Annotated in this window: 16 protein-coding genes; 9 read left to right on the plus strand and 7 right to left on the minus strand. The window is 64.5% G+C overall.

Translation table 11 applies throughout. From position 1 onward, the window contains the following. Positions 1-9: 9 nt before the first annotated feature. The 3 genes from rsmB to def form a co-directional block, all read right to left on the minus strand. On the minus strand, positions 10-1,320 hold the full coding sequence (gene rsmB / locus ACYUME_RS00690; RefSeq protein ID WP_460417736.1) for a 16S rRNA (cytosine(967)-C(5))-methyltransferase RsmB: 1,311 nt from the start codon (positions 1,318-1,320) through the stop codon (positions 10-12). Beyond that, complete coding sequence (gene fmt, locus ACYUME_RS00695; protein WP_460417738.1) at positions 1,317-2,249, minus strand: methionyl-tRNA formyltransferase; 933 nt, start codon at positions 2,247-2,249, stop codon at positions 1,317-1,319. The genes rsmB and fmt overlap by 4 nt, the downstream gene beginning before the upstream one ends. Positions 2,250-2,311: 62 nt before the next feature. After that, entirely contained in the window at positions 2,312-2,818 is a 507-nt protein-coding gene (gene def, locus ACYUME_RS00700) for a peptide deformylase (RefSeq protein ID WP_460417740.1), read from the minus strand. Positions 2,819-3,026: 208 nt separating this feature from the next. On the opposite strand from def, the gene dprA reads away from it, so the two are divergent. The 5 genes from dprA (at position 3,027) to ACYUME_RS00725 (ending at position 6,548) form a co-directional block, all read left to right on the plus strand. Further along, positions 3,027-4,124 carry a DNA-processing protein DprA gene (dprA, locus tag ACYUME_RS00705; RefSeq protein ID WP_460417742.1) on the plus strand — a complete coding sequence of 366 codons (1,098 nt, stop codon included), beginning with the start codon at positions 3,027-3,029 and terminating at the stop codon, positions 4,122-4,124. 39 nt (positions 4,125-4,163) lie between these two features. After that, positions 4,164-4,721: an L-threonylcarbamoyladenylate synthase gene (locus ACYUME_RS00710; RefSeq protein ID WP_460417744.1), complete on the plus strand. Its 558-nt coding sequence runs from the start codon at positions 4,164-4,166 to the stop codon at positions 4,719-4,721. Positions 4,722-5,386: 665 nt separating this feature from the next. Next, complete coding sequence (locus tag ACYUME_RS00715) at positions 5,387-5,698, plus strand: hypothetical protein (RefSeq protein WP_280081513.1); 312 nt, start codon at positions 5,387-5,389, stop codon at positions 5,696-5,698. Between the two features lie 294 nt (positions 5,699-5,992). After that, positions 5,993-6,277 (plus strand): type II toxin-antitoxin system Phd/YefM family antitoxin, encoded by a 285-nt coding sequence (locus tag ACYUME_RS00720; protein WP_046853585.1) that lies wholly within the window; start codon positions 5,993-5,995, stop codon positions 6,275-6,277. Further along, a complete protein-coding gene (locus ACYUME_RS00725) occupies positions 6,243-6,548 on the plus strand; it encodes a Txe/YoeB family addiction module toxin (protein ID WP_460417746.1) in 306 nt (101 codons plus the stop codon). The genes ACYUME_RS00720 and ACYUME_RS00725 overlap by 35 nt, the downstream gene beginning before the upstream one ends. An 82-nt stretch (positions 6,549-6,630) precedes the next feature. On the opposite strand, the gene ACYUME_RS00730 is transcribed toward ACYUME_RS00725, so the two are convergent. After that, positions 6,631-7,608 (minus strand): NADPH:quinone reductase, encoded by a 978-nt coding sequence (locus tag ACYUME_RS00730; protein WP_460417748.1) that lies wholly within the window; start codon positions 7,606-7,608, stop codon positions 6,631-6,633. 131 nt (positions 7,609-7,739) lie between these two features. On the opposite strand from ACYUME_RS00730, the gene hemF reads away from it, so the two are divergent. After that, complete coding sequence (gene hemF, locus ACYUME_RS00735) at positions 7,740-8,651, plus strand: oxygen-dependent coproporphyrinogen oxidase (RefSeq protein ID WP_011531485.1); 912 nt, start codon at positions 7,740-7,742, stop codon at positions 8,649-8,651. Positions 8,652-8,676: 25 nt separating this feature from the next. Further along, complete coding sequence (gene aroE, locus ACYUME_RS00740; RefSeq protein WP_460417750.1) at positions 8,677-9,501, plus strand: shikimate dehydrogenase; 825 nt, start codon at positions 8,677-8,679, stop codon at positions 9,499-9,501. A gap of 78 nt (positions 9,502-9,579) precedes the next feature. Here aroE and ACYUME_RS00745 read toward each other — a convergent pair whose 3' ends face one another. The 3 genes from ACYUME_RS00745 to betC all read right to left on the minus strand — a co-directional run bounded on the left by ACYUME_RS00745 (position 9,580) and on the right by betC (position 13,750). Beyond that, complete coding sequence (locus ACYUME_RS00745) at positions 9,580-11,145, minus strand: SulP family inorganic anion transporter (RefSeq protein WP_460417752.1); 1,566 nt, start codon at positions 11,143-11,145, stop codon at positions 9,580-9,582. A 149-nt stretch (positions 11,146-11,294) separates the two neighbouring features. Further along, entirely contained in the window at positions 11,295-12,218 is a 924-nt protein-coding gene (choX, locus tag ACYUME_RS00750) for a choline ABC transporter substrate-binding protein (RefSeq protein ID WP_460417753.1), read from the minus strand. A 14-nt stretch (positions 12,219-12,232) separates the two neighbouring features. Continuing rightward, positions 12,233-13,750, minus strand: coding sequence for a choline-sulfatase (gene betC, locus ACYUME_RS00755; RefSeq protein WP_460417754.1), 1,518 nt, complete (start codon positions 13,748-13,750; stop codon positions 12,233-12,235). A 109-nt stretch (positions 13,751-13,859) separates the two neighbouring features. Between betC and ACYUME_RS00760 the strand changes: the two genes are divergently transcribed. Further along, positions 13,860-14,759: a choline sulfate utilization transcriptional regulator gene (locus ACYUME_RS00760; RefSeq protein ID WP_460417756.1), complete on the plus strand. Its 900-nt coding sequence runs from the start codon at positions 13,860-13,862 to the stop codon at positions 14,757-14,759. Positions 14,760-14,935: 176 nt separating this feature from the next. Then, on the plus strand, positions 14,936-15,268 hold the full coding sequence (locus tag ACYUME_RS00765) for a DOPA 4,5-dioxygenase family protein (RefSeq protein WP_028688720.1): 333 nt from the start codon (positions 14,936-14,938) through the stop codon (positions 15,266-15,268). The last annotated feature ends 81 nt before the right edge of the window (positions 15,269-15,349 follow it).

The following is a 15,349-nucleotide window of genomic DNA, read 5'->3' on the forward strand; positions in this document are numbered from 1 at the left end:
TTTTTGTTCTTACCCGCGCGAGGCGGCGATCTTGATCAGTTTGGCGTAATAGAACCCATCGTGACCGCCTTCCTGGGCCAACAGCTGGCGGCCATGGGGCTGGCGCAGGCCAGCCTCGGTGGCCAGGTCCAGTTCGCGGGCGCCGGGGGTGCGGGCGAGGAAGGCATCGATCACTTCGGTGTTCTCGGTCGGCAGGCTCGAGCAGGTGGCGTAGAGCAGCATGCCGCCCACTTCCAGGGTCGGCCACAGGGCGTCCAGCAGCTCGCCTTGCAGCGCGGCCAGGGCCGGGATGTCCTCGGCCTGGCGGGTCAGCTTGATGTCGGGGTGGCGGCGGATCACACCGGTGGCCGAGCACGGCGCGTCGAGCAGGATGCGCTGGAATGGCTTGCCATCCCACCAGCTGGCGGTGTCGCGGGCGTCGCAGGCGATCAGCTCGGCGTCGAGCTTGAGGCGGTCGAGATTCTCGCGCACGCGGGTCAGGCGCTTGGCTTCCAGGTCGATGGCGACCATGCGGGACAGGCCAGGCTCGGCTTCCAGCAAGTGGCAGGTCTTGCCGCCCGGGGCGCAGCAGGCGTCGAGCACGCGCTGGCCAGGGGCCAGTTCGAGCAGGTCGGCGGACAGCTGCGCAGCTTCGTCCTGCACGCTCACCCAGCCGTCGGCGAAGCCCGGCAGGCCGCGCACGTCGCAGGCCTCGGCCAGGACGATGCCATCACGGCTGTACTGGCAGGCACTGGCCTGGATGCCGGCCTCGCCCAGCAGCGCCAGGTAGGCGTCGCGGCTGTGGTGGCGGCGGTTGACTCGCAGGATCATCGGCGGGTGGGCGTTGTTGGCGGCGCAGATGGCTTCCCATTGTTCCGGCCAGAAGGCTTTCAGCGACTTCTGCAGCCAGCGCGGGTGGGCGGTGCGCACCACCGGGTCGCGTTCCATGCCGGCGAGCAGCTCCTCGCCTTCACGCTGGGCGCGGCGCAGCACGGCATTGAGCAGGCCCTTGGCCCACGGCTTCTTGAGCTTGTCGGCGCAACCCACGGTCTCGCCGATGGCGGCGTGGGCCGGGATGCGCGTGTAGAACAGCTGGTACAGGCCGACCAGCAGCAGCGCCTGCACATCGGCGTCGGCGGCCTTGAACGGCTTCTGCAGCAGTTGCGCGGCCAGCAGGTCCAGGCGCGGTTGCCAGCGGGCGGTGCCGAAGGCCAGGTCCTGGGTCAGGCCGCGGTCGCGCTCCTCGACCTTGTCCAGTTGCGCCGGCAGCGAGCTGTTCAGCGAGGCCTTGCCGCTGAGCACGGCGGCAAGGGCACGGGCGGCGGCCAGGCGTGGGTTCATTGGCCGAGCACCTTGCCACTGGCGAACTTCTCGCGGCGGCTGTTGAACAGGTCGCTGAAGGCCAGGGCCTTGCCGCCGGGCAGTTGCAGGCGGGTCAGGCTCAGGGCTTGATCTCCACAGGCGACGACCAGGCCGTCCTTGCTGGCGGAGAGGATTTCTCCGGGGGCGCCCTTGCCTGTGGACAAGTTGGCGGCCAGCACCTTCACGCTTTCTCCGTCGAGGGTGCTGTGGCACACCGGCCACGGGTTGAAGGCACGGATCAGACGCTCCAGCTCGATGGCCGGGCGGCTCCAGTCGATGCGGGCTTCGTCCTTGTTCAGCTTGTGGGCGTAGGTGGCCAGGGTATCGTCCTGGACCTCACCTTGCAGCGATCCGTCAGCCAGGCCGGCGATAGCCTGCACCACGGCGCCAGGGCCCATGGTGGCTAGGCGGTCATGCAGGGTGCCGCCAGTGTCCTCGGCGCTGATCGGGGTGACCACCTTGAGCAGCATCGGGCCGGTATCCAGGCCCGCTTCCATGCGCATCACGGTCACGCCGCTCTCGGCGTCGCCGGCTTCCACGGCGCGCTGGATCGGTGCCGCTCCGCGCCAGCGTGGCAGCAGGGAGGCGTGGCTGTTGATGCAGCCCAGGCGCGGAATATCCAGCACCACTTGCGGCAGGATCAGGCCGTAGGCGACCACCACCATCAGGTCCGGCTTGAGCGCGGCGAGCTCGGCTTGCGCCTCGGCGTTGCGCAGGGTCTGCGGCTGGTACACCGGAATGTCATGGGCCACGGCCAGCGCCTTCACTGCGCTCGGCATGAGCTTCTGGCCACGGCCGGCCGGGCGGTCGGGCTGGGTGTAGACAGCCACGATCTCGTACGGGCTGTCGAGCAGGGCCTTGAGGTGTTCGGCGGCAAACTCTGGAGTGCCTGCGAAGACGATGCGCATGGAGTTCTCGCTTCTTCAAAAAGAAAAAGGCTTGCCGGAGCAAGCCTTCTGGAAGGTGGGGATCAGGCTTGCTGGCGGTGCTGCTTTTCCAGCTTCTTCTTGATCCGGTCGCGTTTGAGCTGGGACAGGTAGTCGACGAACAGCTTGCCGTTGAGGTGATCGAACTCGTGCTGCACGCACACGGCCAGCAGGCCTTCGCACTCCAGCTCGTAGGGCTTGCCGTCGCGGTCCTGGGCCTTGACCCGCACGCGCAGTGGGCGATCGACGTTCTCGTAGAAGCCGGGCACCGACAGGCAGCCTTCCTGGTACTGGCCCATGTCGTGGGTCAGCTCTTCGACCGAGGGGTTGATGAAGACGCGCGGTTCGCTGCGGTCTTCGCTCAGGTCCATTACCACGACCTGCTTGTGCACGTTGACCTGGGTGGCGGCCAGGCCGATGCCGGGCGCCTCGTACATGGTCTCGAACATGTCGTCGATCAGCTGGCTCAGGGCGGCGTCGAACTCCGTCACCGGTTTGGCGATGGTGCGCAGGCGCGGATCGGGGAATTCGAGAATGTTCAAGATGGCCATAGGGGTCAGGCAGTCACTGTGCGGTCGGTTGAAAACTGAGCACACATAATAAAGGGAAATGGGGCGTTCGGCACCTGTGAAGCTTGGCTAGGGTCTCTATGGGCTTGATAGCTGCCGTTTCATGGACAGCTTTTCAAAGTGTTACTCACAAAGTTATCCACAGGATGTGCCACGTATCTGGCCCCCTGTCGATCAAGGATGATCCACCATGAACCTATCCCGTTCGTCGCCTTGTCCGCCTGCGGAACTGGAGGCGCGGTTGCGTCTTCATAGCCTTCCGGAGATTGGCTTGCGTCGTTTCCATACCCTTATAGAAGCGTTCGGCAGTGCCTCGTCGGCACTCAGCGCGCCGGCCAGTGCCTGGCATGCATTGGGATTGAAGGCTGCCAGTACAGACGCCCGGCGCAGCCCGCAAGTGCGCGATGGCGCATTGGCTGCAATACGCTGGCTAGAGCGTCCGGGCCAGCATTTACTGATGTGGGACGGGCCTGGCTACCCGGCGTTGCTGGCCGAGATAGACGATCCGCCGCCGCTGTTGTTCGTCGCGGGCGACCCCGCTTTGCTCGAGCAACCGCAACTGGCGATCGTGGGCAGCAGGCGTGCTTCACCCCCGGCGCTGGATACCGCAGGCGCGTTTTCCCGATGCCTTTCCCAGGCTGGTTTCACCATCACCAGCGGGCTGGCGCTGGGCGTCGACGGTGCCGCTCATCGGGCCGCTTTGAAGGCCGGCGGGCACACCATCGGGGTGCTCGGCACGGGGTTGCAAAAACTTTATCCACAGCGCCACCGTGACCTGGCACGGGCAATGCTCGACAGTGGCAGCGCGCTGGTTTCCGAGTACCCGCTGGATGCCGGGCCGCTGGCCGGCAACTTCCCGCGTCGCAACCGGATCATCAGCGGCTTGTCGCTGGGTGTGCTGGTGGTCGAGGCCAGCCTGGCCAGCGGCTCGTTGATCACCGCACGGCTTGCCGCCGAGCAGGGGCGGGAGGTGTACGCCATTCCCGGCTCCATTCATCACCCCGGCGCCAAGGGCTGTCACCAGCTGATCCGCGATGGCGCTTTGCTGGTGGAAAGCGTGGAACAGATCCTCGACAGCCTGCGCGGTTGGCAGAACCTGCCGCCTGCGGTTGTGGATAAGCCCGCTCATCCATTGATCGCCCTGCTCCACGCCGCACCCCAGACTACCGAGGGCCTGGCCAGCAGCAGCGGCCTGCCACTGGTCCAGGTACTGGCCAGCCTTACCGAGCTGGAGCTCGAAGGCCGGGTGAGCAATGAAGCCGGGCGTTGGTTTGCCCGTGCCGGCTAAGTACACTGCGCGCACGGCGTTTATGCGGAGAGACGGAAAATGGTGAGCAGTTGGCGTGTGCAACAAGCCGCGCGCGAGGTGAAGGCGGGTGCGGTGATCGCCTATCCGACGGAAGCGGTCTGGGGCCTGGGCTGCGACCCGTGGAACGAGGACGCGGTGTATCGCCTGCTGGCGCTCAAGTCGCGGCCTGTGGATAAAGGGCTGATCCTGGTCGCCGACAATATCCGCCAGTTCGACTTTCTGTTCGAGGATTTCCCCCAGGACTGGATCGACCGCATGAGCGCCACCTGGCCGGGGCCGAACACCTGGCTGGTGCCGCACCAGGGTCTGCTGCCCGAGTGGGTGACCGGGCAGCACGACACCGTGGCGCTGCGGGTCAGCGATCATCCACAGGTGCGGGAGCTGTGCGCGCTGGTCGGGCCATTGATCTCCACCTCGTGCAACCCGGCCGGGCGGCCGGCGGCCAAGAGCCGGTTGCGGGTGGAGCAGTATTTCCACAACGAGCTGGACATGGTGCTGGGTGGGGCGTTGGGTGGGCGGAAGAACCCGAGCCTGATTCGCGACCTCGTGACCGGTGAGGTTGTGCGCCCGGGCTGATACCGCTGGCGAGGGCTTCGCCCTCGTTTCGCGACACAAGGCCGCTCCCACAGATACAGCGCAGCTCTCAGGTTTGGCGCTGTAACCTGTGGGAGCGGCCTTGTGTCGCGAAAGGGCCGCAAAGCGGCCCCAGGGCCGAGCTCTATTCCATCGTGCCTAAAGGCGATAGAAACAAGCCCAAAAATAATGGCCGCTTAAGCGGCCAAAGGGTAAGGATGCACTCGCCCGGATAACTTGAAACTCAACCGGCGCACCAGCACAACCTCCGGAAAAAGCTACGCCTCAGAGCCGGCATGGTCAAGCGAGACCCTTTCTCTCGCGTGTCGCTCCCACGGGGATTCTAAGCACCCTCAGAACTTTCTGATTTTTCCTCCCAAGGCTGCCCATCTCGCATTCAGAGAATTATCCTACGCAGTCTGTCGACTGCCATTACCTTCTCAGTGGGAACTCCTGCCTCTAGGCTCCAGACCGTCGCCGAATAACTTGGCGATCGGGTGTGGTAACCCGGTAACAGGAAGGTATCAGAGTCGCCTATGGCGGCTGTGCGCGGGAGGCTTTCGAGCCTGCCGGGTCTGGTACCTCCCCGGTTTACCACCCCGTGTACAGCTGCCACCCATTCGTGTGGTAACGGACGAGGTGTCAGCCCTACTCTGGTAGAGGTTGCCATGAACAAGAAGATTGTCCCCGATCCACCACTTCCTAACACCACAACCCACCCCTTCGGCCGCTGCGATGCCGGCCACCCACCGCTCTTCACCGTAAACCCCAACATCGAAGCCCACGACGCCCTGGTGCACGTAGCGCTCTACCTGCGCTGCGCCTACGACACTGGCATCAAGGCCCTCGATCACCTGCGCGACGAGGGGCGTGGCATGTACTGGTCGAGCCTGCATTCGCTGGAAATGGCGGAGGGGTTGGTGGAGGCGATGCTCGATGGCCTCGAGTCGGCGCCAGCGTTGAAGAAACCCGCTGGCTGAACTGACGCAATCGCGGGGCAAGCCCGCTCCCACGCCGGTCTCTGATCATGGCGTGGGAGCGGCGGTTCGCCGCTGCGACTTGCCCCGCGATGAAATAGAAACTGGGAAATACCCTACGCGTCACACCGATCCAATCACGTTCTCGCTGAAGGTTTGGGCCGGTAATCTCCCTTTGCTTTGCGCAGCACTCCATCCCGAGTGATGAAGACGCCGACGGCGGGTCGTTGAGATTTGTACACAGCTTTGTACAATGTTCGCTCAGCTCTCCTTTGTAATCCGGGAAGGATTGGACAAATGCATGTACTGACTTTTAGCCAAGCTCGCGCCGACCTGAAGCAAACGATGGATGACGTATGCCGCGACCACGAGCCGGCGATCATCACGCGCCAACGTGGCGAGCCGGTGGTCATGCTGTCCCTGGAGGATTACAACGGCATGCAGGAGACCCTTTACTTGCTAGGGTCTTCTGCCAACGCAAGGCGCTTGCGTTCATCAGTCGAGCAGCTGCGGTCGGGTCAGCCAGTTACTCAAGAGCTGATCATCGATGAACATGAAGTCAAAGCAACGCAACAAGACTGAGGCTCGGAATTCCGTGAGTGTTGCGTTCACTGCGGAGGGATGGGAAGACTATCACCACTGGCGGGAAGCTGATTCGGCGATCTTCGAGACGGTCAATGTGCTGATCCGCGAGTGCTGGCGTACACCCTTCAAAGGGACTGGCAAACCTGAGCCGCTCAAGGGCGATCTTTCCGGGTTCTGGTCTCGTCGAATCACCCGAGAGCACCGTCTGGTTTACTTCTATGAAGATGGCCGGTTGACGGTATTGCAATGCCGGTTCCACTACGACTGAGCAATCGCATCGCGAGGCAAGCTCGCTCCCACGCCATGACCAGAGATCGGCGTGGGAGCGGGCTTGCCCCGCGATAGAGCCCTCAAGGCAGAAGCACAGTCGAGCCCACAGTCCGCCGCGCCGACAACTCCGCCTGCGCCTTGGCCGCCTCGCTCAACGGATACCGCTGCTGGATTTCCACAACCAGCTTGCCACTGGCGATCATCGCGAACAGGTCATCGGCCATGGCCTGGGTGTTCTCGGCATTGTTGGCATAGCTCCCCAACGTCGGCCGGGTGACGTACAACGACCCCTTCTGCGACAGGATCCCCAAGTTGACTCCGGTTACCGCGCCGGAGGCATTGCCGAAGCTCACCATCAACCCTCGCGGCCTCAGGCAATCCAGCGAAGTCAGCCAGGTATCGGCCCCCACGCCGTCATACACCACCGCGCACTTCTGACCGTCTGTCAGCTCCAGCACACGCTTGGCCACGTCTTCATGGCTGTAGTCGATGGTCGCCCAGGCGCCGAGGGCCTTGGCCCGTTCGGCTTTCTCGGGAGAACTCACGGTGCCGATCAGCTTCGCGCCCAGCGCCTTGGCCCACTGGCAAGCCAGCGACCCCACGCCACCGGCGGCGGCATGGAACAGCACAAAGTCCCCCGGCTTAACGGCATAAGTCTGCTTGAGCAAATACTGCGTGGTCAGCCCCTTGAGCATCACCGCCGCCGCCTGTTCGAAGCTGATCGCCTCCGGCAGCTTCACCACGTTGGCCTCCGGCAGCGTATGCACCTCGCTGTAGGCTCCCAGCGGCCCACCGGCATAGGCCACGCGGTCGCCGACCTTGATCCGGCTGACGTCCTCGCCCACCGCCTCGACCACGCCGGCCGCTTCGGTGCCCAGCCCGGAAGGCAGCGCAGGCGGCGCATACAGCCCGCTGCGGAAATAGGTGTCGATGAAGTTCAGCCCGATCGCATGGTTGCGCACCCGCACCTGCTGCGGGCCGGGCGGTGCCGGGTCGAACTCCACCAGTTGCAGGACTTCCGGGCCGCCATGCTGGCTGAACTGGATACGCTTGGCCATCACACACTCCTGTCTGTAGGGCTGCAAAGACCTTCTATCGGACGCCTTTGCTTGATCGCCGTCAACTGCGACGCGGTGTTTGCCGGTGGTATGCTACGCGGCGAATTTTCCCGCTCCTTCCAGGTGACCCGATGACCAGCCGCACCGAGGCCGTAAAAGCCTACCTGCTCGACCTGCAAGACCGCATCTGCTCTGCCCTCGAAACCGAAGACGGCGGCGCCCGTTTCGTCGAGGATGCCTGGGTGCGCGATGCCGGTGGTGGCGGTCGCACGCGGGTGATCGGCGAGGGCAAGGTGATCGAGAAAGGTGGGGTGAACTTCTCCCACGTGTTCGGCGCCGGCCTGCCGCCGTCGGCCAGCGCCCACCGCCCGGAACTGGCGGGCCGTGGTTTCGAGGCCCTGGGCGTGTCGCTGGTGATCCACCCGCACAACCCGCATGTGCCGACGTCCCACGCCAACGTGCGCTTTTTCATCGCCGAGAAGGAAGGTGAAGAGGCGGTATGGTGGTTCGGCGGCGGCTTCGACCTGACCCCGTACTACGGCAACGAAGAAGACTGCGTACACTGGCACCGCGTCGCCGAGCAGGCCTGCGCGCCGTTTGGTGCGGACGTCTACCCACGCTACAAAGCCTGGTGCGACCGCTACTTCCACCTCAAGCACCGTGGCGAGCCGCGCGGCATTGGTGGCCTGTTCTTCGACGACCTGAACGAGTGGGACTTCGACACCTGCTTCGCCTTCATGCGCGCCATCGGCGACGCCTACGTCGACGCCTACCTGCCGATCATCCAACGCCGCAAAGACACGCCGTACACTGCCAAGCAGCGCGAATTCCAGGAATACCGCCGTGGCCGCTATGTCGAGTTCAACCTGGTCTACGACCGTGGCACGCTGTTCGGTTTGCAGTCGGGCGGTCGCACCGAGTCGATCCTGATGTCGCTGCCGCCGCAGGTGCGTTGGGGCTACGATTGGAAAGCCGAGCCGGGCAGCGAAGAAGCGCGCCTGACCGACTACTTCCTGCAGGACCGCGACTGGCTCGCCCAGTAAGCCTGTGGATAACCGAGGAGCTCCCATGGACCAGTACGTCGTATTCGGCAACCCCATCGGCCACAGCAAGTCGCCGCTGATCCACCGCCTGTTCGCCGACCAGACCGGCCAGGACCTGGAGTACGCCACCTTGCTGGCGCCGCTGGATGAGTTCAGCGACTGCGCCACGGGCTTCTTCAAGCAGGGCAGCGGCGCCAACGTCACCGTGCCGTTCAAGGAAGAGGCCTATCGCCTGTGCGACAGCCTCACCCCGCGTGCGCAACGTGCCGGCGCGGTGAACACCTTGACCAAGCTAGCCGACGGCACCCTGCAGGGTGACAACACCGACGGCGCCGGGCTGGTGCGTGACCTGACGGTGAACGCCGGGGTGGTCTTGGCTGGCAAGCGCATCCTTATCCTTGGCGCCGGCGGTGCTGTTCGGGGGGTGCTGGAGCCGATCCTGGCGCACAACCCGCAATCGCTGGTGATTGCCAACCGTACCGTCGAGAAAGCCGAGCAACTGGCGCGGGAGTTCGATGAGCTGGGGCCTGTGGTGGCCAGTGGGTTCAGCTGGTTGCAGGAGCCGGTGGACGTGATCATCAATGCCACTTCGGCGAGCCTGTCCGGCGAGCTGCCGCCGATTGCCGATAGCCTGGTCGAGGCGGGGCGCACCGTGTGCTACGACATGATGTATGGCAAGGAGCTGACGCCTTTCTGCCAGTGGGCGAGCAAGCTGGGGGCGGCCAAGGTGCTGGATGGGCTGGGGATGCTGGCCGAGCAGGCGGCCGAGGCGTTCTTCATTTGGCGAGGGGTTCGGCCGGAGACTGGGCCGGTCTTGGATGAACTGCGCCGACAACTCGCTCGTAGCTGAGCTTGATATCCAATCGCGGGGCAAGCCCGCTCCCACGCTAGCCGCTGATCATGGCGTGGGAGCGGGCTTGCCCCGCGATTACTCCTCGAACCTGATCGGGCAGACTTGGGCCCCTTCCAGCTTCTGTAACTCCTCGACCACCTGCGGCCGTGCCCGGTGCAGCGTCAGGCTGCCACCGAGGCGCATCAGTCGCCGGGCCTCGCGGTGCAACATATCCACACCCGAATAATCGATGAAGTTCACCTGCCGCGCATCGATCACCACATGCGGCCCCTCGCAGCGCTGCAAGCGCACCTGCAGGTAATGCGCCGCGCCGAAGAAGATCGACCCGCCCACCCGCAATACGTCCGCCTCCCCTTCCCGGCTCTGCTGCACTCGCGGCCTCGAGGTGCGCTTGAGGTAGAAGAACAGCGATGCCAGCACCCCGGCGTAGATTGCCGTCTGTAGCTCCAGCAACAGCGTCGCGGCGGCGGTCAGCGCCATCACCAGGAACTCCGAACGGCTGACCCGGAACAGCGCGCGGATGCCGCGATGGTCCACCAGCCCCCAGCAGATCAGCAAGATGCTGCCCGCCATCGCCGGGATCGGCAGATGAGCGATCAGCCCGGCGCCAGTGACCGCGAACAGTGCCACCCACAGCGCCGAGAACACCCCGGCCAACGGCGAGCGGGCGCCTGCGTCGTAGCTGAGCCCGGAGCGGGTAAAGGAGCCGGAGGACAGGTAGCCGGAGAACAATGCCCCCACGATGTTCGACAGACCCTGGGCACGGATCTCCTGGTTGGCGTCGATCAGTTGCTCGGAACGTGCGGACAGGGAACGGGCGATGGACAGGCTGGTGACCAGCCCGAGCATGCCGACAGCCACGGCACTGGGTAGCAGGCGCAGGATCAGTTCCACATCGAGTAACGGCAGTGGGCTGAGCGGTGGCAACTGCCCGACGAAAGCGGGCACGCGCGGCACATGGCCGAACACGCCGGGCAACAGCCAGGCCGCCAGGCTCACCAGCAGCAGACTTATCAACAGGCTTGGCCAGCGTGGGCGCCACAGCTTCAACAGCACGCCAATCGCCAGGGTGCTCAGTCCCAGGACCAGCGAAGGCATGTCCACCTCGCCAACATGGCCAGCCAATTCTTGCACGGTCTTCAGAGCCGTGGCCTGGCTCGGCAGGTCCAGGCCCAGCAGGTTGGGCAGTTGCCCCAGGGCGATGACGACGGCGGCGCCGAGGGTGAAGCCCAGCACCACCGAATGGGAGACGAAGTTGACCAGCGCGCCGAAGCGCAGCAGCCCCAGCAAGAGTTGGAAGATGCCGCCGAGAAAGGTCAGCAGCAGCACCAGGGTCACGTAGTCGTCGCTGCCGGCCACGGCCAGCGGGCTGATGCTGGCATAGAGGACGATGGAAATGGCGGCGGTGGGGCCGCAGATCAGGTGCCAGGACGAGCCCCACAGGCAGGCCACCAGCACCGGCACGATGGCGGCGTAGAGGCCGTACTCGACGGGCAGGCCGGCGATCAGGGCGTAGGCGATAGATTGCGGCAGGGCGAGGATGGCGCCGCTCAGGCCCACCAGCAGGTCCTGGCGCAGGCTGCGGCCCGATTGGCGGGGGAGCCAGGTGAGGAAGGGCAGCAGGTGGTGGAGACGAGGCATGCGTCATTCCTGTTCAGTATCGCTGGCGAGGACGTTGCCCTCGTTTCGCGACGCAAGGCCGCTCCTACAGGGATTCGCGCTCGCCTGTAGGAGCGGCCTTGTGTCGCGAAAGGGCCGCGAAGCGGCCCCAGCAGCCTAACAGACAAAAATCAGAGTTTGGCTTTAACCGCTTCTGCTGCGTCCCCACCAGCCTTGGTAGTCACTCCAGCCAACCAACCATCCAGTAACTCTGGACGCTTCTTCACCCAAGCCTTGGCCACCTCGTCAAAGCTCACCTTCTTATCCACAACCTCGGCCATGATGCTGTTCTCCATGTCCAGTGTGAACCTCAAATTGGCCAGCAACTTCGCCGCATTCGGGCAAGCCTGTGGATAGCCCTTGCGGGTCAGCGTGTACACAGCGCCTTTGCTGCCAAACCATTGTTCGCCCCCCGTGAGGTAATGCATCTTCAACTTCACGTTCATCGGGTGTGGGGTCCAGCCCAGGAAGGTGATGAACTGCTGCTTCTTAACCGCCCGGTCCACTTGGGCCAGCATTGCCTGCTCGCTGGATTCGACCAGCTTCCACTGCCCAAGCGCGAAGTCGTTCTTGTCGATGATCTCCTTCAGCGACAGGTTGGCCGGTGCGCCGGAGCCAATGCCATAGAGTTTCTTGTCGAACTTGTCGGCGTGCTTGTGCAGGTCGGCGAAGTCCTTCACGCCGGCCTCCCACACATAGTCGGGCACCGCCAGGGTGAATTCGGTGCCCTCCAGGTTGCGCGCCAGCTGCTGCACATCGCCATTGGCGATGAACTTGTCATGGAAGCCTTGGTGCGCCGGCATCCAGTTGCCAAGGAAGGCATCCACCCGGCCATCCTTCAGGCCGCCGTAGATGATCGGCACGGCCAGGCTGTCGATCTTCACCTGGTAGCCCAGGCTTTCCAGGAGCAGGCGGGCCACGGCGTTGGTGCTGGCGATATCGCTCCAGCCGGGGTCGGCCAGTTTCACGGTGCTGCATTGCGCGTCGCCGTCGGCGGCGTGGGCCGTGCCCAGGCTCAGGGCCAGGGCGAGCACGGCGATGGAGAACTTCTGCATGGCGGCCTCTCTTCTCAATCCAGGGGTGCGGGCTGTGGATAACGTGCCTTGCGCTCGAGGTCGTCGAGATCGATGTGGTTGCGCATGTACTGTTGGCTGGCATCCACCAGGGGTTGGTGGTCCCAGCTTTTCAGCGTGCCGATGGCCAGCGCCTCGGCCACCAGGCGGCGGCGGCGCTGGCTGGCCAGCACCTGCTGGCGCAGGCTGGGGATATCCCAGCGCTGCTTCGCTTCATCGACAAATGCCTGCAGCAGCGCCTGGTGGTCCGGGCTGCCGGTGAGGTTCTCCCGCTCGTGCGGGTCGCGGCTCAGGTCGTAGAGTAAACAGGGGTCGTCCTCGCTGTACACGAACTTGTACGCGCCGCGGCGGATCATCATCAGCGGGCCGACGGTGCCTTCGGCCATGTATTCACCGATCACCTCGTCATGGCTGCCCTGCCCTTGCAGATGGCCGAGCAACGAGCGGCCGTCCAGGTGCAGGTCTTTATCCACAGCGCCGCCGGCCAGTTCCACCAGGGTCGGCAGCAGATCGCAGGTGGATACGCTGGCGCTGATGCGCCTCGGGGCGAAGCGCTTGGGGGCGTGGATCAGCAGCGGTACCCGCGCCGACATCTCGAACCAGTGCATCTTGTACCAAAGTCCGCGCTCGCCAAGCATGTCACCATGGTCGCCGGAGAAGATGATCAGGGTGTCGTCGGTCAGGCCGCATTCTTCCAGCGTCTGCAGGAGTTGGCCGATGTTGTCGTCGATGTAGCTGCAGGCGCCGAAGTAGGCGCGGCGGGCATCGCGGATCTTGTCCACAGGCAGCGGCTTGTCCCACAGGTCGTAGACCTTGAGCAGGCGTTGCGAGTGAGGGTCTTGCTGTTCCTGGGCGATCTCGTCGCGGGGTAGCGGGATATCCACAGCCTGGTAGAGATCCCAGTAGCGTTTGGGGATGGTGTACGGGTCGTGGGGGTGGGTCATCGACACGGTCAGGCAGAAAGGCCGGCCATGGTCTTCGCGCACATGGTCGTAGAGATACTGGCGTGCCTTGAAGACCACTTCCTCGTCGAAATCCAGCTGGTTGGTGCGTACGCACGGCCCGGCCTGCAGCACCGAGGACATGTTGTGGTACCAGCTCGGACGTTCGCCAGGCGCATCCCAGTTCACCGCCCAGCCGTAGTCCGCTGGGTAGATATCGCTGGTCAGGCGTTCTTCGTAGCCGTGCAACTGGTCCGGGCCGCAGAAATGCATCTTGCCCGACAGCGCGGTGCGATAGCCGAGGCGGCGCAGGTAGTGGGCGTAGGTCGGAATGTCGGCGGGGAAGTCGGCGGCGTTGTCGTAGGCACCGATGCGGCTGGGCAACTGGCCGCTGACCAGGGTGAAGCGCGAGGGGGCGCACAGCGGGCTGTTGCAGTAGGCGGAATCGAACACCACGGCCTGCTCGGCGAGGCGCGCCAGGTTGGGCATCTTGATCGGCGACGGGCTGTAGATCGGCAACAGCGGCGCGGCCATCTGGTCGGCCATGATGAACAGGATGTTGGGTTGCTTCATGGTGCCCTTCCATCGTCGATAGTTATGGTGAACGCTTGCAATCCAGCATGGTGCTGTGGATAACGTGGGTAAAGCCCATGCCGGGCAATGACTGGGATTAGCCGAGCTTATGTTTGAGCACCTTGCCGACCTGTCACTCGACGCGCTGCGGGTTTTCGAGGCCGCCGCACGCCTGCGCGGCTTTACCGCTGCCGCCGTGGAGCTGGGCACCACACAGCCGGCGGTGAGCCAGCAGGTGAAGCGCCTGGAGGCGCAGCTGGGGACGCGGTTGTTCGACCGCATCTACCGGGGTATCGAGCTGACCGAAGCGGGTCAGCTGTTGTTCGAGCAGGTGCACCAAGGGTTGCAGGCCATGGACGAGGGTGTTGCCCAGGCCAGTGGCCGCGGGCAGCGTGAGGTGCTGCAGGTGGCTACCGACTTCGCCTTCGCCGCGTTCTGGCTGATGCCGCGCTTGCAGCGCTTTCACGAGGCCAATCCACAGGTGGATGTGAGCCTGGTGACCGGCGAGCGCAGCCAGGGGATGTTGCGCCCGGACATCGATGTGGCGGTGCTGTTTGGCGATGGGCGTTTCCATCAGGGCGAGAGCCGCTGGTTGTTCGACGAGGAGGTCTTCCCGGTCTGCAGTCCACGGCTGGCTCATGGCAAACCCTTGTCAGCCGCGGCTTTGCAACGATTGCCGTTGTTGCATCTGAAGGGCGAGCAGGCCAGTCGCTGGTTTGATTGGGCGGGGGTGTTTCGCGGGTTTGGCGTAGACAGTCCGCCACCGGCCGGGCAGTTGCGTTTCGATAATTACACGCTGCTGATCCAGGCTGCGATTGCCGGGCAAGGAGTGGCGATTGGCTGGGCGCACTTGGTTGATGGGCTGGTCGAGCAAGGGTTGTTGTGTCGGCCCATGGAAGGCAGTTTGCGGTCGGAGCGCGGGTATTATGTGGTGCTGCCACCGCGCAAACGGCGCGGGGCGCTGATCCAGCGGTTCGTGGATTGGCTGGAGCAGGAGCGTGGCCGATGAACGGCGCTGTCTGTAGGAGCGGCCTTGTGTCGCGAAAGGGCTGCGCAGCAGCCCCGGCAATTTCGATGGCGGCTCGGAATCTGGGGCCGCTGCGCGCCCCTTTCGCGACACAAGGCCGCTCCTACAGGGATGGCGTAGACTTCCAGATGTTCGCATTACCGCAATCAGGAGCCACCGTGCAAAGGATCAAGGGCTATCACGCCCACGTGTACTACGACGCATCGACCATGGAGCAGGCCCGTGAGCTGTGCGAGGAAGCAACGCGGCTGTTTCCCGTGACCATGGGACGCATGCACCAGAAGCCGGTTGGGCCGCACCCGGACTGGAGCTGCCAGCTGGCCTTCGGGCCGGAAGTGGTGGGGGTGGTGCTGCCGTGGCTGGCGCTGTATCGCAAGGGGCTGGTGGTGTTCCTGCACCCGGAGACCGGGGATGAGCTGGCGGACCACCGCGATCATGCGATCTGGATGGGGGCGATCAGGCCGTTGGATCTGTCGATATTTGGTGCTTGATGCAACGTGGGAGCGGGCTTGGCCCGCGACAGCGGCGGTGAGTCCACCATCGTTATCGCGGGGCAAGCCCGCTCCCACAAA

This window comes from Pseudomonas sp. microsymbiont 2 (assembly GCF_054788395.1).

What these genes read in the sequence shown, in the direction of transcription:
- rsmB (WP_460417736.1), bottom strand. Translation starts at nt 1,320, where the DNA reads ATGAACCCACGCCTGGCCGCCGCCCGTGCCCTTGCCGCCGTGCTCAGC.
- fmt (WP_460417738.1), bottom strand. Translation starts at nt 2,249, where the DNA reads ATGCGCATCGTCTTCGCAGGCACTCCAGAGTTTGCCGCCGAACACCTC.
- def (WP_460417740.1), bottom strand. Translation starts at nt 2,818, where the DNA reads ATGGCCATCTTGAACATTCTCGAATTCCCCGATCCGCGCCTGCGCACC.
- dprA (WP_460417742.1), top strand. Translation starts at nt 3,027, where the DNA reads ATGAACCTATCCCGTTCGTCGCCTTGTCCGCCTGCGGAACTGGAGGCG.
- ACYUME_RS00710 (WP_460417744.1), top strand. Translation starts at nt 4,164, where the DNA reads ATGGTGAGCAGTTGGCGTGTGCAACAAGCCGCGCGCGAGGTGAAGGCG.
- ACYUME_RS00715 (WP_280081513.1), top strand. Translation starts at nt 5,387, where the DNA reads ATGAACAAGAAGATTGTCCCCGATCCACCACTTCCTAACACCACAACC.
- ACYUME_RS00720 (WP_046853585.1), top strand. Translation starts at nt 5,993, where the DNA reads ATGCATGTACTGACTTTTAGCCAAGCTCGCGCCGACCTGAAGCAAACG.
- ACYUME_RS00725 (WP_460417746.1), top strand. Translation starts at nt 6,243, where the DNA reads ATGAACATGAAGTCAAAGCAACGCAACAAGACTGAGGCTCGGAATTCC.
- ACYUME_RS00730 (WP_460417748.1), bottom strand. Translation starts at nt 7,608, where the DNA reads ATGGCCAAGCGTATCCAGTTCAGCCAGCATGGCGGCCCGGAAGTCCTG.
- hemF (WP_011531485.1), top strand. Translation starts at nt 7,740, where the DNA reads ATGACCAGCCGCACCGAGGCCGTAAAAGCCTACCTGCTCGACCTGCAA.
- aroE (WP_460417750.1), top strand. Translation starts at nt 8,677, where the DNA reads ATGGACCAGTACGTCGTATTCGGCAACCCCATCGGCCACAGCAAGTCG.
- ACYUME_RS00745 (WP_460417752.1), bottom strand. Translation starts at nt 11,145, where the DNA reads ATGCCTCGTCTCCACCACCTGCTGCCCTTCCTCACCTGGCTCCCCCGC.
- choX (WP_460417753.1), bottom strand. Translation starts at nt 12,218, where the DNA reads ATGCAGAAGTTCTCCATCGCCGTGCTCGCCCTGGCCCTGAGCCTGGGC.
- betC (WP_460417754.1), bottom strand. Translation starts at nt 13,750, where the DNA reads ATGAAGCAACCCAACATCCTGTTCATCATGGCCGACCAGATGGCCGCG.
- ACYUME_RS00760 (WP_460417756.1), top strand. Translation starts at nt 13,860, where the DNA reads ATGTTTGAGCACCTTGCCGACCTGTCACTCGACGCGCTGCGGGTTTTC.